This is a genomic window from uncultured Tenacibaculum sp. (assembly GCF_947502995.1).
Taxonomy (GTDB): Bacteria; Bacteroidota; Bacteroidia; order Flavobacteriales; family Flavobacteriaceae; genus Polaribacter.
The window spans coordinates 204,028-218,416 of sequence record NZ_CANNBW010000002.1 but is presented as its reverse complement, the minus strand read 5'-3'; the positions used below and the strand labels follow the sequence as shown (position 1 = coordinate 218,416).

Annotated in this window: 14 protein-coding genes; 12 read left to right on the top strand and 2 right to left on the bottom strand. The window is 28.6% G+C overall.

The features are described from left to right. Positions 1–23: 23 nt before the first annotated feature. Positions 24–404 carry a MotA/TolQ/ExbB proton channel family protein gene (locus Q1A46_RS02535; protein ID WP_299673663.1) on the bottom strand — a complete coding sequence of 127 codons (381 nt, stop codon included), beginning with the start codon at positions 402–404 and terminating at the stop codon, positions 24–26. Positions 405–771: 367 nt separating this feature from the next. Here Q1A46_RS02535 and Q1A46_RS02530 point away from each other — a divergent pair, with 367 nt between their 5' ends. From Q1A46_RS02530 to Q1A46_RS02505, 6 genes are read left to right on the top strand one after another with little or no spacing between them, the layout of a single operon-like run. Continuing rightward, complete coding sequence (locus tag Q1A46_RS02530) at positions 772–1,665, top strand: sensor histidine kinase (RefSeq protein ID WP_299673661.1); 894 nt, start codon at positions 772–774, stop codon at positions 1,663–1,665. Beyond that, complete coding sequence (locus Q1A46_RS02525; RefSeq protein WP_299673659.1) at positions 1,658–2,365, top strand: LytTR family DNA-binding domain-containing protein; 708 nt, start codon at positions 1,658–1,660, stop codon at positions 2,363–2,365. Before Q1A46_RS02530 ends, Q1A46_RS02525 begins: the two co-directional genes overlap by 8 nt. Positions 2,366–2,404: 39 nt before the next feature. Continuing rightward, entirely contained in the window at positions 2,405–3,484 is a 1,080-nt protein-coding gene (gene mvaD, locus Q1A46_RS02520; RefSeq protein WP_299673757.1) for a diphosphomevalonate decarboxylase, read from the top strand. Positions 3,485–3,491: 7 nt separating this feature from the next. Then, complete coding sequence (locus tag Q1A46_RS02515; protein ID WP_299673657.1) at positions 3,492–3,977, top strand: toxin-antitoxin system YwqK family antitoxin; 486 nt, start codon at positions 3,492–3,494, stop codon at positions 3,975–3,977. A gap of 38 nt (positions 3,978–4,015) precedes the next feature. Continuing rightward, complete coding sequence (locus Q1A46_RS02510; RefSeq protein ID WP_299673655.1) at positions 4,016–4,942, top strand: mevalonate kinase; 927 nt, start codon at positions 4,016–4,018, stop codon at positions 4,940–4,942. A 6-nt stretch (positions 4,943–4,948) separates the two neighbouring features. After that, positions 4,949–5,869: a geranylgeranylglycerol-phosphate geranylgeranyltransferase gene (locus Q1A46_RS02505; protein ID WP_299673653.1), complete on the top strand. Its 921-nt coding sequence runs from the start codon at positions 4,949–4,951 to the stop codon at positions 5,867–5,869. 247 nt (positions 5,870–6,116) lie between these two features. Here Q1A46_RS02505 and Q1A46_RS02500 read toward each other — a convergent pair whose 3' ends face one another. Then, the gene (locus Q1A46_RS02500; RefSeq protein WP_299673651.1) at positions 6,117–6,308 is read right to left on the bottom strand and encodes a hypothetical protein; all 192 of its coding nucleotides are present in this window, start codon (positions 6,306–6,308) and stop codon (positions 6,117–6,119) included. A gap of 242 nt (positions 6,309–6,550) precedes the next feature. Between Q1A46_RS02500 and Q1A46_RS02495 the strand changes: the two genes are divergently transcribed. The 6 genes from Q1A46_RS02495 to Q1A46_RS02470 all read left to right on the top strand — a co-directional run bounded on the left by Q1A46_RS02495 (position 6,551) and on the right by Q1A46_RS02470 (position 14,386). Continuing rightward, the gene (locus tag Q1A46_RS02495) at positions 6,551–9,400 is read left to right on the top strand and encodes a two-component regulator propeller domain-containing protein (protein ID WP_299673649.1); all 2,850 of its coding nucleotides are present in this window, start codon (positions 6,551–6,553) and stop codon (positions 9,398–9,400) included. After that, on the top strand, positions 9,393–10,004 hold the full coding sequence (locus Q1A46_RS02490; protein WP_299673647.1) for a response regulator transcription factor: 612 nt from the start codon (positions 9,393–9,395) through the stop codon (positions 10,002–10,004). Before Q1A46_RS02495 ends, Q1A46_RS02490 begins: the two co-directional genes overlap by 8 nt. Positions 10,005–10,109: 105 nt before the next feature. Beyond that, positions 10,110–10,943 carry a pseudouridine synthase gene (locus Q1A46_RS02485; RefSeq protein ID WP_299673645.1) on the top strand — a complete coding sequence of 278 codons (834 nt, stop codon included), beginning with the start codon at positions 10,110–10,112 and terminating at the stop codon, positions 10,941–10,943. 2 nt (positions 10,944–10,945) lie between these two features. After that, positions 10,946–11,410 carry a GAF domain-containing protein gene (locus tag Q1A46_RS02480; RefSeq protein ID WP_299673643.1) on the top strand — a complete coding sequence of 155 codons (465 nt, stop codon included), beginning with the start codon at positions 10,946–10,948 and terminating at the stop codon, positions 11,408–11,410. Between the two features lie 343 nt (positions 11,411–11,753). Further along, positions 11,754–13,277 (top strand): bifunctional phosphoribosylaminoimidazolecarboxamide formyltransferase/IMP cyclohydrolase, encoded by a 1,524-nt coding sequence (purH, locus tag Q1A46_RS02475; protein ID WP_299673641.1) that lies wholly within the window; start codon positions 11,754–11,756, stop codon positions 13,275–13,277. Positions 13,278–13,357: 80 nt separating this feature from the next. After that, complete coding sequence (locus tag Q1A46_RS02470) at positions 13,358–14,386, top strand: rod shape-determining protein (RefSeq protein ID WP_095070021.1); 1,029 nt, start codon at positions 13,358–13,360, stop codon at positions 14,384–14,386. Positions 14,387–14,389: the final 3 nt, after the last annotated feature.

Genomic DNA, 14,389 nt, shown 5'->3' with positions numbered 1-14,389 from the left:
TTTAACAAATTAAATGGATTGAACTAAGCGTTTTCGTTCTTTGCTTTAATTGTTAATGCGATAATACCTATACGCGCAATTAAAAAAGTAAACATGCCAAATGTGGGAGACAGTAAACCTATTTTTAATCCTGCTGCTACAATTTGTGTACTAAAATCATTAGCCATAGAAATAGCGTCAAAGGCACCAATTAAACCGATCATCATACCCAAAAAACCGTACACTAAAGCAAATAAACTCACATGACTAATAATTTCTTTAAGTTTTTTCACCTTTTCAATTTTCAAAAAAGCATAAATGCTAAGACCGATACATATTAATAACATGAATAATATAGGGTACATAAAATCTGCTCCACCTTCTCTCATTCTATCTGAAAACTGTCCGAAAAATAAAAATCTCATCATTAATTGTTTTTAAAGTTAATATACCTCAAATCTATTCTTGATTTTCTTTGTTTAATTTTTTTATCGACTTTCAACAAATTTAACTCTCAAATCTACCATTTTTTTAGGCTTGTCAAATAAATCAGTTATTCATCTCAGTTTTTCAGAATTCTATCTCAAAACATTACTTTTCAATGAAAAAAAACAGATATTGCGTGCTATGAGTATTTCAAATGTTTACATACGCCAAACATTATTTATTTTCCTACATCTTTCTTTTTGGGTTGGAGTCTATACATTTTACACTTACTTTTTAGGTTATGGCACGAGTAACACAGCATATATAAATAACTTTTCACTGTATTTAATGCCTATAACTATTAACATGGGATACTTTTTTTTATATTTTCTTATCCCAAAGTACTTACTCAATAAAAAAATCGGATTATTTATTTTATATACAGCTTATACCTTTATTGTAGCTTTTTTCTTTATCGTTCTTTCAATTCTGTATGGATTGATTTTCTCTCAAAAATTACTTATTAACAATGTAATACCATTTAAGAAAACAGTTTTATTTATAATCTTCGGAGTTTATTTTATTGTTTTAATTACAATTATGATAGGATTATTGATTCAAAATTATAAGTCAACATTAAGAGATGAAGATCTAAAAAACAAATTTTTACAAACACAACTACAATTAAAAGAACAAGAATTAAAGTATTTGAAAATGCAAATTCACCCTCATTTCTTGTTTAATACACTAAACACATTATATGGTTTTGCTCTTAAAAAGGCAGACGAAGCTCCAGATATGATTTTAAAACTTTCGAGTCTTTTAGATTATATCTTATATCAAGTTGAAAAACCTGAAGTACTTCTTGTTAACGAAATACAACATATTGAAGATTACATCTCTTTAGAAAAAATGAGATTTCAAGATAGTTTAGATGTCAAATTCTTAAAAGAAATACACAAAGATTCTCTTTTAATTTCTCCTATGATTTTTCTTCCATTTGTAGAAAATGCTTTTAAACATGGTATGCAGATTAATGGAACTTTAACTATTGATATTAATATTAAAACTTCAGAAAACTCAATCGACTTTTCAATTTCAAATTCTCATAAGAATTTTATGAAATCAAAAAAAGGAATTGGATTAACAAATATTAAAAAAAGACTCACGATGTTATTTCAAAATAATTTTACTCTTGAAACTAAATCGTCAGACAATGTTTACGAAGTACAACTAAAAATACCAGCTAGAAATGAATAATATATTTACTTGTGTTGTTGTTGATGACGAACCTGTTGCTAGAGAAATCATAGAATCTTTTATACAAAAAACACCCAATTTATCTTTAGTTGCTAGTTTTTCAAATGCATTAGAAACCATTCAATTTGCACAAGAAAACGAAGCAGATGTGTATTTTCTAGATATTAATATGCCTGAGATTAATGGTTTAAGCTTAGCTAAAATTGTAAATTCAGATGCACATATAATTTTCACTACAGCATATCGCGATTATGCCATTGATGGTTTTAACCTTAACGTAATCGATTATTTACTAAAACCAATTGCATTCGATCGTTTTTTACAAGCCATAAAAAAAATACCTCAAAAAAGACAAACCATTCAAAAGACTGAAAATAAAAACAGTAATGAGAGCTTTCTATTTGTTAGATCTGAAAGGAAAATGGTAAAAGTTAACTACAAAGATATTATTTACATTGAAAGTTTAAGTGATTACCTTAAAATTCATCTTCAAGAAAAAACAATAGTCACAAGAGAAACTATAAGTAACATAGAGAATAAATTACCAGAAAAACTGTTTATTAGAGTACATAGATCTTTTATAGTAGCTGTTCATTTTATAGATGCTTACACCAATGAATTTATAGAAATAAATAACAAAGCAATTCCTATAAGTCGAAATTATAAAGAAAGTACACTACAAAAGTTGACAGGTATTTAAGTGAAAGGCTATCTTTACACAAAAATTAAAGGTTTGAGTATTAACACAACTTCTTTTATTCCTAAAGAATTAGATTTTTCAATCAAAGAAACTACTGTAACTTGGAAAACCCCAAGTAATATAGCTTTAGTTAAATACTGGGGAAAAACCAATCCTCAACTACCAAAAAATGCTTCAATAAGTTTTACCTTAAGTAATTGCCATACAAAGACTAAAATTGCTTTTACCAAAACTAAAAGAGTAAAAGAAGCAGATTTTGAATTATTTTTCGAAGGAAAAAAGAAAGATGAATTTAAACCTAAAATAGCTACCTTCTTTGAAAGAATAGTCACCTACTGTCCCTATATTTTAGAATATAAAATGGAAATTCATTCAGAGAACTCGTTTCCTCATAGTAGTGGAATTGCTTCTTCCGCAAGCGGAATGAGTGCTATAGCTGCATGCTTAATGAGTTTAGAAAAATCATTAGACAATACAATTTCTGAAGATTTTTTCAATCAAAAAGCTTCTTTCTTAGCTCGTTTAGGTTCTGGTAGTGCAAGTAGAAGTATCGAAGGACCTTTAGTAATTTGGGGAAAACACGATGATTTTGAAACAAGCTCTGATTTATATGGTGTGAAATTCCCTCATTATGTTCACTCAATTTTTGACAACTACCAAGACACTATTTTATTAGTTGACAAAGGAGAAAAACAAGTTTCGAGTACTGTTGGTCACAACTTAATGTTCGATCATCCTTACGCAGAAAATCGTTTCAAACAAGCAAATGATAATTTGAGTAAAATTTCTAAAATTTTACAAACTGGTAACATCAAAGAGTTCATTAAACTAGTAGAAAGTGAAGCCTTAACTTTACATGCAATGATGCTTACTAGCGATCCTTATTTCATTTTAATGAAACCTAATACTTTAAAGATTATTAATGAAATTTGGGAATACAGAACTAAAACAAATAGCAATGTTTGTTTCACTTTAGATGCTGGTGCAAATGTTCATTTATTATATCCTAATAATGAGAAAGAAAAAATCCATAGTTTTATAGATCAAAAGCTTTCTCAATATTGTCAAAAAGGTCAATATATTCATGATTTTTCAGGAAACGGAGCAGCCTTAATTTAATTTTTTTATGAGAATTGTATTTATCTTATTATTTGTTTTTTTCTCGGTTAATATTTTAGCTCAAAAAACTACATGGTACGATAATAACTGGAAAGAAGTAAAACAAACTGAAGCTGTTTTTTATGTTCCAATGCCCAAAAAGGTTAAAAATGGATATTGGATTGTAAAATTTTACAAAAACGGAAATCGATATTTAGAAGGTTACAGTAGTAATTCAAAAATTAATAATGAATTATTCGAAGGAATCGTTAATTACTATGATATTGATGGCACACTTTCTAAAAAAATAAGCTATAAGAACGGCATTGTAAACGGCCCCAAGAGAACTTATTTTAAAACTGGTGAACTACAATCTTTAGGACGATTTAGAAATGGAAAAGAAAATGGAGTTTGGAAAACTTTTTACAAAAACGGAAAAATTAAAACTAGAGGAAAATACAAAGACGGTGAAAAAGTTGGGGTTTGGAAAACCTTTTACAAAAATGTTTATTAAATATTGAGTATCTTTGTATTTAGAAAGAATTCAGAAAAATGAAAGGACCTTTATTTTACGCTAAAATTCTACTTTTTGGAGAATACGGTATCATCAAAGACTCGAAAGGATTAGCAATTCCTTTTAACTCTTACAAAGGAGCTTTAAAAGTTTCTAAAAATTTATCTGGTCAAGCATTGAAATCAAACCAATGCTTAAGTGATTTTTATAATTATTTAGTTGAATTAAACACTGAAATAGTTTCTTTTAATTTAGCTGAATTAAAAAATGATATCGATTCTGGAATGTATTTCGATTCTTCTATCCCAATGGGTTACGGAATTGGAAGTTCTGGAGCTTTAGTTGCGTCTGTTTATGACAAATATGCTAATGATAAAATAACTGTTCTTGAAAACTTAACTAGAGATAAATTATTAAAACTTAAGGAAGTTTTTTCTTTAATGGAATCTTTTTTCCATGGTAAAAGTTCAGGATTAGACCCATTAAATTCTTATTTAAGTTTACCAATTCTTATCAATTCTAAAGAAAATATTGAAGCTACAGGAATTCCATCTCAAAAAGAAGGAAAAGGAGCTGTTTTCTTACTAGATTCAGAACAAGTAGGCGAAACTGAACCAATGGTAAGCCTTTTTATGAATAAAATGAAAAATGAAGGTTTTAGAAAAATGTTAAGTGACGAGTTTGTTACTTATACAGATGCTTGCATTGAAGATTTCTTAAAAGGAAATGTAAAATCTCTTTTTTCAAACGTAAAGCAACTTTCTAAAGTTGTTTTAACTAATTTTAAACCAATGATTCCTAATGCTTTTCATAAAGTTTGGGAAAACGGTATACAAACCAACGATTATTACCTAAAATTATGTGGATCTGGTGGTGGAGGCTACATTTTAGGTTTTACAGAAGACTATGAAAAAGCAAAGACTAGTTTAAAAGATTACAAACTTGAACTAGTGTACCGATTTTAAACACCTATGAACCTGAAGTTTTACGACAGAAATTTATTGGTAAAACTATTAAGCTTACTATCTGTTGTAAGAGGGTATAACATATTAGTATTAATAGCCGCTCAATATCTTGCGGCTATTTTCATTTTCTCTGAAAACAAATCGTTAAAGCACGTTTTATTAGATTGGCATTTATTGTACTTAGTACTTGCTACAGTTTACGTAATTGCTGGTGGATATATCATTAACAATTTTTATGATGTAAAAGCAGACAAAATAAACAAACCCATAAAAAGTACGCTAGACGAGAAGATTAAACAAGAAACAAAACTTTCTTTATACTTTCTTTTAAACTTTACAGGCTTTACTTTTGGATGGCTAGTATCTTGGAGAGCAGGAATATTTTTCGCTTGTTATATTTTTGGAATATGGCTGTACTCGCATAAACTAAAACGATATCCTTTAGTTGGTTTATTTAGTGTTACTGTATTAACAATTCTTCCTTTTTTCGTAATCTTTGTTCATTACAAGAATTTTTCGAAAGTAATTTTTGTTCACGCATTTTTCTTATTTTTTGTTATTGTCGTAAGAGAACTCATTAAAGATTTAGAGAATATTAAAGGAGCAATAGTAAACAATTACAATACCTTCCCTGTTGTTTATGGTGAAAAGAAAACAAAGCAATTTATCTTTTTTCTATTAGGATTAACACTAGTACCAGTTATTGTTTTATTTGATTACCCGGCTATTCAGTACATGAAATATTATTTTTATTTAGCCGGAATTACCTTAACTATTATCGGTTTTTACACTTGGAAATCTTACACTAAAAAACAATACCAATTAATTCATAATATTTTAAAAATACTATTATTAATTGGCGTGTTTAGTTTATTATTAATTGATAAATCTTTATTACTAGACAAAGTTATAAAGCAACTGAATTAAAGTTAAGTTAGATGCTTTAACTTGTATGATTTTTGAAGCAAGTCAATCCAATAATAATTTTTTCTACAATCTAAACAATTGTAAAACTTTAAAAAATTAAAATATCTTGCTATTCCTTTTCTGTTTTTTCTTATTCTTTTCTCTGAACCACAATACGGGCAATTTTTCATTTTATAGTTGTTTAATTTTTAATAAAAAAGTCCTAGAAGACATAATCTTCTAAGACTTTCTATAATTATAATCAGAATTACTGCTGTGGCTCTTCTAATTCTGCACAAGTTTGCGTTGTACTTAAACATCTTCCTCCAAACGGTAATACAAATACCCAACATTTACAATCTGGAACATCAGATTCATCTAAAGGTCTAAACCCTCCTAAAACATTCTTTTGCTCTTTTTTACTTAAAACTTCTCCTAAGTTTAAAATTTGTTTTTTCATTATAAAATAATTTAAAAGATTGATATTCCTTGAACAATTTTTAGACACTCAAGGTGTATGTCTATTTCATTAAAACAATTTGTATTGCAATTATTTTTGTTTCCCTTCTTCACAAAACTACCTGAATAGAATTGATTTTTTTTCACCCGAAATGGGTGAATTTTTCATATTTTTTTTCATAATATTTGCTTATCAACCTTAAAACCTATTGAATTATAAAAAAGCTTTTACTTTTATGTTCCTTGCTACTTTCTTTAAAGTCTTTTACTCAAGATTTAATCTACAAGCACTACACTACTGAACAAGGATTACCTCATGATATTACGTATCAAATCATTCAAGACCAAAAAGGTTTTTTATGGATTGGAACTGATGATGGATTGAGTAAGTTTAATGGAAAAGAATTCAAAAATTTTTCAGATGAAGGCTTAACATCTAATTATGTAATTGATATTATTGAAGACAAAAAAGAGAATCTATTTTATATAGCAACCTGGGGAGGCGGTCTTCACACGTTGAAAAATGATAGTATCTCTAAACTAGAGATAAAGAACGACAAGTACACAAAGATATATCAGATCTACAAAATCAATAATTCTACCATTTTTGCAGTTTCAAATTTTTCTCAATTTTTTTATGATGTAAAAAAGAAAACAATAAAACGAATAACTCTTGATTTAAAAAACAACAAGCTTTACCCTTTTATTAAAAAGACAGATGATAAAATAAGAGGTGTATCTATACCACATATAAATACAACTCATACTAATAATGAAGCTTTTATATTTAGTTCTAATTTATATGGTGAAAAACACAATAAGCTTAAAGGAATTTACAAAATTGTAGATCAAAGTTTTGAAAAAGTAGTAGGCCCGCCTGAATACAACAAAATCATTCATTCTTTTGATAGAAAAGACGATTTCAGTCTTATTGGTTCAAACGATAGTTTATCTATTTTCAAAAAAGGCAAATTACTATTTAAAAAACATTTAAAACTTAATGGTAAAATAATTCAATCTAAAATCGGCAATAATAAAATTTACTTCACATTTTTATTCAAACAAAACGGAGAATCTAAAATTTACGCCTTTGATTTAAAGAGCAAAAGGCTCACTAATATTTCAGAAAAACTGAATATTAAAAGTAAAATATCTGATTTTTTAATAGACAACGAAAAAAATCTATGGATTACGACATATGGTCAAGGAATATATCAGGTTTTGAATGCAAATGATAGTTTTATGGATAGTTCTTATTTCTTTAATTCTGATTTAAGAGATATTACTGTTATTGATAAAAATGTATATACGATCGCTCCAAATGTCTTGTATAAAATTTCATCAAAAAATAAAATACTTCACAAAAAGACACCTTTCTTTTCAGAAGCTATACAAGAAACCAGTTCTAACAATATAAAAATTATAACTCCTTTTAAGTCTAAAACTAACTTCAATTTTAAAATTGACAACAAAACAATCACCAACGATATTTTTAAAGAATACTGTTTTACTTATAAAGACTATAAAGTTGTACTAAAGAGATCTGAGTTTTTTATTTATAAGAATAAAAAATTATTAAAACATGATTGGTTTTTATCTAATGATTACACCTTTATAAATAATGTCATGCAGAAAAAAAATAAAATCTACGTTGCTATTGGTAGATCTGGGATTTTCTCGTTGGATATTATAACCGGTAAAATTGAAAACTGGAGTTTAAAAAAGAATATTAAAAGTAAATACTATAAAGATTTAATTATAAAAAAAGATACTTTTTGGATTGGAACAAATAATGGAATTTTTAAAGTTTCCCCAAAAGAAACGTTACATCTAACCAAAAAGAATGGACTCCCTAGCAATCACATTAACGATTTATTTGTTGATAATTTTGGCAAAATCTGGATTGGCACATCAAAAGGGTTGGCTGTTTACAACAACAATCATTTTTATACAATAGGAGCTAGTTTTGGACAAAAATCCATGGATATAAAAAAGATAGATCAACTAGATAATTTTATTTATGCCATAGGAAACAAAGGATTATTTAAATACAATAATGCTGAAGCTTTTACTGAAATGAAAAAAACAAAACTCATTATCAGCCAAAATAAAAGTAAATTCACCATAAACACTATAAATTATTTTAATCCAGAATCCATTCAAATACATTATAAATTAAATAATCAAAAATGGATTACAACTACAAATCAAGTTTTAGACTTTAAAAACTTAAAGCAAGATCGTTATGCTATAACTTTTAAGTACAAAGACAACTTAAGTAATTGGCGTTACAGCAAACCTTATTATTTTAAAATTCAATTCCCTTGGTATCAACAAACATGGTTTTACACAATTATTACTTTAATTATTGCCGTACCTATCATAGCATTATTATTCTTCCAACTTAAAAAGAGTATTGCAAAAAATAAGTTATTCAAAGAAAATTTAAGGAAAAACGAAGAACTACAATTAGCTCTTAAAGAGGTGAGAAAAAATATAGCTAGAGATTTCCATGACGAACTTGGTAATAAAATCGCTAGCATTTCAATTATGTCTAATATGTTAATTGATGAAAATTATAACTCTAATACCCATATCAAAACAAAAAAACTGCATCAAATAAAAAAAGATGCTGATTATTTATATGAAGGTGTAAAAGATTTTATTTGGTCACTAGATCATCAAAATGACAATTTAAAACAACTCGTTTTTTACTTGAATGATTTTGGGGAAAATTTATTCGAGAATTCAGGTATACAGTTTTACACAAACAACAACTTTATAAATTCTGAAATTACTCTCCCATTTTATTGGAGTAAACAAATTGCACTAATCTTTAAAGAAGCTATGACAAATGCTTTAAAACATAGCCAGGCTTCAAAAGTTGAATTAAATTTTCATTTACAAGAAAACGAATTAAAAATAAAATTAAACGATAACGGTATTGGTTTGAATTACGGAACAATAAAAGAATCTAACGGACTTCAAAATATGTTTTTCAGATCTGAAGCTATAGAACAAAAACTCGTAATAAAAAATGAAAAAGGAACAGAAATTATTTTTAACGGTACACTAAATAAACAAAATGGATAAATTAAATGTAATAATCATTGAAGACCATAAAAACATATTAGATTCTTTTAGTGAAATCATAAACAACTCAGAAAAATTTAAAACCTTAAAAGGATTTCAATCTGGTGAAGAAGCTATTGAGTTTGTAAAAAAATATTCAAACGTTCAGTTTATGTTAGTTGATATACAACTCAAAGGAATGAACGGAATAAAAGCTATTAAAGAAATTAAGAAAATAAATCCTAACATTGCTCCTATTATTGTTTCTGTTCATGAAAATTCAAAATATATTTTTGAAGCTTTATGTGCAGGAGCCATAGGTTATCTGACTAAAAACATCACTCCTTCTGAATTAATTAATGCTTTAGAACAATCGATTAACGGTGGCGCACCAATGAGTAGTAAAATTGCACGAAAGGTTGTTGAATCATTTCAAACACCTAAAGAAGAAAAACTATCAGATAGAGAAAATGAAATCCTAGCTTTACTTGCAAAAGGAAAAAGTTATGCCTCTATAGCCGAAGAACTTTTCTTATCTGTGAACACTATTAAAACTCACACTAGAAACATTTATGAAAAACTTCAATTAAACAGCAAAAAAGAAATCATAGAAAAATACGGTTAAAGTGTTTAATACCAAACAATAAAACTAAAATTAAATTCACTATACCTTATACTGAAAATCAAATATTTGAGTTATATTTGCGGCCGTTTTAAAAATCATTATAAGATGAATAAAAATAACTCGTCGAGAGGACGACAAGCTGGAAAGAACAGCAATCCTCGCTCAAGAAAACAATCTAATTTCAGAAAACCTGTAAAGAAAACTACTAATACACCTAAAAAAGAGGAGAATACAGGAATTCGTTTAAATAAATTTATTTCTAACTCTGGAATTTGTTCAAGAAGAGAAGCCGATACATTTATCGAACATGGAAGTGTTACTGTAAACGGTAAATTGGTTACAGAAATGGGATATAAAGTTCAACCTGATGATGCTGTACGTTTTGATGGAACTTTAATTTCTATTGAGGAAAAAAAATATGTTTTATTAAACAAACCTAAAAATTACATTACCACTATGGATGATGATCGTGGTAGAAAAACTGTAATGGAATTAATAGGTAATGCGACTAAGGAACGTATATATCCAGTAGGTAGATTAGACAGAAACACAACAGGATTATTATTATTTACTAACGATGGTGAATTGGCTAAAAAACTAACTCATCCTAAACATAATGTACGAAAACTATATCATGCTTCGTTAGATAAAAAGTTAACACTATCTGATCTAGAAAAACTAAGAGGTGATGTGGTAATTGAAGGTCGTAAAGTTTTTATTGATGCTGTTTCTTATGTTGAAGGTGAAAAGAAAACAGAAGTAGGAATAGAAATTCATTCAGGTAGAAATAGAATCGTAAGAAAAATATTTGATCACTTTGGTTATCATGTTGTAAAATTAGATCGAGTTATCTTTGCAGGATTAACAAAGAAAAATTTACCACGCGGTAGATACAGAACTTTAACACAACAAGAAGTTAACAACCTAAAGATGTTATAAAAATGAATATTGAAAATTTAAAAGCTAAATCTGAAGCTATTTTTAATAATGAAGTTACTTTAGAAGAAAAACTACAAAACATATGCGATTACTTAAAAGAAGAAATATCGTATTATGATTGGGTTGGTTTTTATTTTAAAAATGGAGATAAAGAAGAATTAAAACTAGCACAATTTGCAGGAGAACCAACAGAGCATACGATTATTCCTTTTGGAAAAGGTATATGCGGACAAGTTGCAGTTAGCAATGAAAACTTTGTTGTTCAAGATGTTACAGAACAAGACAACTATATTTCATGTGGTTGGAAGGTAAAATCTGAAATTGTAATTCCAATTTTTGTTGATGGAGAAAATATTGGTCAAATAGATATTGATTCTCATACAATTAATCCATTTTCTGAAAAAGATGAAGAACTTTTAGAGTTTATTTGCGAAAAAGTTTCGTTTTTTTTGCAAAAAACTAGCTAATTACTTGGTTATAAAGTTTTTTTGTATAGATTTGTAAAAAGTTATCAACAATTTTATTACTAATCTTTAAATCCCCTAATGATGAGTAGAAATATCCCTAATTATGAAGGCTTGGGTAAATCTACCGATGCCGGAAAATTGACTTTACTGGAAAGAATAGCTCTTTGGGTAAGAGATTTCCTTGAAAACGCAGAATAAAAAGTCAATAAAAAAACTTTAAACCGGAAAAACTTTTAAGTTATTAACAAGTTTTTCCGGTTTTTCTTTTAAAAACCCTCTTCAAACAATTGCAGTAAAATTCAAGTTTTAGTAAATTTGCGCGCTCATTAACAACACAACAAACATGAGCAATAAAACAATTAAATCTGCACTTATATCTGTTTTTCACAAAGATGGATTAGCACCTTTAGCAAAAAAACTTAATGATTTAGGAGTAACAATATACTCTACTGGTGGTACCGAAAAATTTATTTCTGAATTAGGTATCGATGTTGTTCCTGTAGAAAGTGTTACAGATTACCCTTCAATTTTAGGTGGGAGAGTAAAAACATTACACCCTAAAATTTTTGGAGGAATTTTAAACAGACAAGAAAATGAAAGTGACGTAGCTCAACTTTCAGAATTCAATATTCCACAAATCGACTTAGTAATTGTTGATTTGTATCCTTTTGAAAAAACGGTAGCTTCTGGCGCTAGCGAGCAAGATATTATCGAAAAAATTGATATCGGAGGTATTTCTCTTATCAGAGCTGCGGCGAAAAATTTTAAAGATACCGTAATTATTTCTTCAATGGAACAATACGATGAGTTTTTAAATTTAATTTCAGAAAATAACGGAGAAACTTCAATTGCTGATAGAAAAAAGTTTGCTGCTAAAGCATTCAACATTTCTTCACATTACGATACAGCTATCTTTAATTATTTTAATGAAGATGAAGTTGTATTTAAAGCTAGTGAAACCACAGCTAAAACTTTACGATATGGTGAAAACCCACATCAAAAAGGATATTTCTTTGGAGATTTAGATGCTATGTTTGACAAATTACATGGTAAAGAATTGAGCTATAACAATCTTCTTGATGTAGATGCTGCTGTAAACTTAATCAACGAATTTAAAGGAGAAGCTCCTACATTCGCTATTTTAAAACATAACAATGCTTGTGGTTTTGCTCAAAGAGAAACTGTACACCAAGCTTATGTAGATGCTTTAGCTGGTGATCCAGTTTCTGCTTTTGGAGGAATTTTAATTTCTAATGTTACAATAGACAAAGAAACTGCTGAAGAAATTCATAAATTATTCTGCGAAGTTGTTATTGCTCCAAGCTTCAATGATGATGCTTTAGAAATATTAAAAGGAAAGAAAAACAGAATTATTTTAGTTCAAAAAGAAGTGGCTTTACCAAATCAAATTGTAAGAACTTCTTTGAATGGATTATTAGTTCAAGATAAAGATGCAAAAACAGATAGCGTAGAAGATTTATCATACCCTACTTCTTCTAAACCTACATCTGAACAAATAGAAGATTTATTATTTGCTTCTAAAATATGTAAGCATACGAAATCAAACACTATTGTTTTAGCTAAAAACAAGCAATTATGTGCTAGTGGAACTGGACAAACAAGTCGTGTCGACGCATTAAGACAAGCAATTGACAAAGCAAAAAGTTTTGGTTTTGATTTAGAAAATGCTGTAATGGCAAGTGATGCTTTTTTCCCGTTCCCAGACTGTGTAGAAATCGCAGATAACGCTGGAATTAAATCAGTTATCCAACCTGGAGGCTCTATAAAAGACGAATTAAGTATAAACTACTGTAACGACAATGGATTGTCGATGGTGTTTACAGGAACAAGACACTTTAAACATTAATGTTTAAGGTGTTTTTTCTAACGTTTTTTTTATTAGATTTGTGAGAATACATAAACGGGTTACACTTTTAAATATTTTTTATGGGATTTTTTGACTTTATGACGGAGGATATCGCAATCGATTTAGGCACTGCGAATACACTTATCATACATGATGGCAAGGTAGTTATCGATAGTCCTTCGATTGTTGCGAGAAATAGAGTTAATGGAAAAATTATTGCTACGGGTAAAGAAGCCCAACAAATGCAAGGTAAAACCCATGAAAACATTAAAACTATTCGTCCTTTAAAGGATGGTGTAATTGCCGACTTTCAAGCTTCTGAAGAAATGATTAAGGAGTTTGTAAAACAAATTCCTGCAATTAGAAAAAAAATATTCCCACCTTCTCTAAGAATGGTTATTTGTATTCCTTCTGGGATTACTGAGGTAGAAAAGAGAGCCGTAATTGATTCTGCTCGTCATATGAATGCCAAAGAAATTTATCTAATCTATGAACCAATGGCTGCTGCAATTGGTGTTGGAGTAGATATTATGGAACCAAAAGGTAACATGATCATTGATATAGGAGGTGGTACTACAGAAATCGCAGTCATAGCTTTAGCTGGTATTGTATGCGATCAATCTGTAAAAGTTGCTGGTGATTTATTTACTAGTGATATCATGTACTACATGAGAACTCAGCATAACTTATATGTAGGAGAGACTACTGCTGAGAAAATGAAAATTCAAATAGGTGCAGCCACTGAAGATTTAGACGAAACACCAGAAGATATGATGGTTCAAGGTCGTGATTTATTAAGTGGAAAACCAAAACAAGTGCAAGTTTCTTACAGAGAAATAGCAAAAGCACTAGATAAATCTATTTTAAGAATTGAAGATGCTGTAATGGAAACTCTTTCGAAAACTCCACCTGAATTAGCAGCAGATATCTACAATACTGGTATTTATTTAGCAGGTGGTGGATCTATGTTAAGAGGACTAGATAAAAGATTATCAAGAAAAACTGATTTACCTGTTTATGTTGCTGAAGATCCTTTAAGAGCTGTAGTAAGAGGAACAGGTATTGCTTTAAAGAATTTAAATAAATACAAGAGCGTATTAGTTAGCTAAAAG

What these genes read in the sequence shown, in the direction of transcription:
- Q1A46_RS02480 (WP_299673643.1), top strand. Translation starts at nt 10,946, where the DNA reads ATGAATATTGAAAATTTAAAAGCTAAATCTGAAGCTATTTTTAATAAT.
- Q1A46_RS02505 (WP_299673653.1), top strand. Translation starts at nt 4,949, where the DNA reads ATGAACCTGAAGTTTTACGACAGAAATTTATTGGTAAAACTATTAAGC.
- Q1A46_RS02510 (WP_299673655.1), top strand. Translation starts at nt 4,016, where the DNA reads ATGAAAGGACCTTTATTTTACGCTAAAATTCTACTTTTTGGAGAATAC.
- Q1A46_RS02530 (WP_299673661.1), top strand. Translation starts at nt 772, where the DNA reads ATGGGATACTTTTTTTTATATTTTCTTATCCCAAAGTACTTACTCAAT.
- Q1A46_RS02490 (WP_299673647.1), top strand. Translation starts at nt 9,393, where the DNA reads ATGGATAAATTAAATGTAATAATCATTGAAGACCATAAAAACATATTA.
- Q1A46_RS02470 (WP_095070021.1), top strand. Translation starts at nt 13,358, where the DNA reads ATGGGATTTTTTGACTTTATGACGGAGGATATCGCAATCGATTTAGGC.
- Q1A46_RS02535 (WP_299673663.1), bottom strand. Translation starts at nt 404, where the DNA reads ATGAGATTTTTATTTTTCGGACAGTTTTCAGATAGAATGAGAGAAGGT.
- Q1A46_RS02485 (WP_299673645.1), top strand. Translation starts at nt 10,110, where the DNA reads ATGAATAAAAATAACTCGTCGAGAGGACGACAAGCTGGAAAGAACAGC.
- Q1A46_RS02525 (WP_299673659.1), top strand. Translation starts at nt 1,658, where the DNA reads ATGAATAATATATTTACTTGTGTTGTTGTTGATGACGAACCTGTTGCT.
- purH (WP_299673641.1), top strand. Translation starts at nt 11,754, where the DNA reads ATGAGCAATAAAACAATTAAATCTGCACTTATATCTGTTTTTCACAAA.
- Q1A46_RS02500 (WP_299673651.1), bottom strand. Translation starts at nt 6,308, where the DNA reads ATGAAAAAACAAATTTTAAACTTAGGAGAAGTTTTAAGTAAAAAAGAG.
- Q1A46_RS02515 (WP_299673657.1), top strand. Translation starts at nt 3,492, where the DNA reads ATGAGAATTGTATTTATCTTATTATTTGTTTTTTTCTCGGTTAATATT.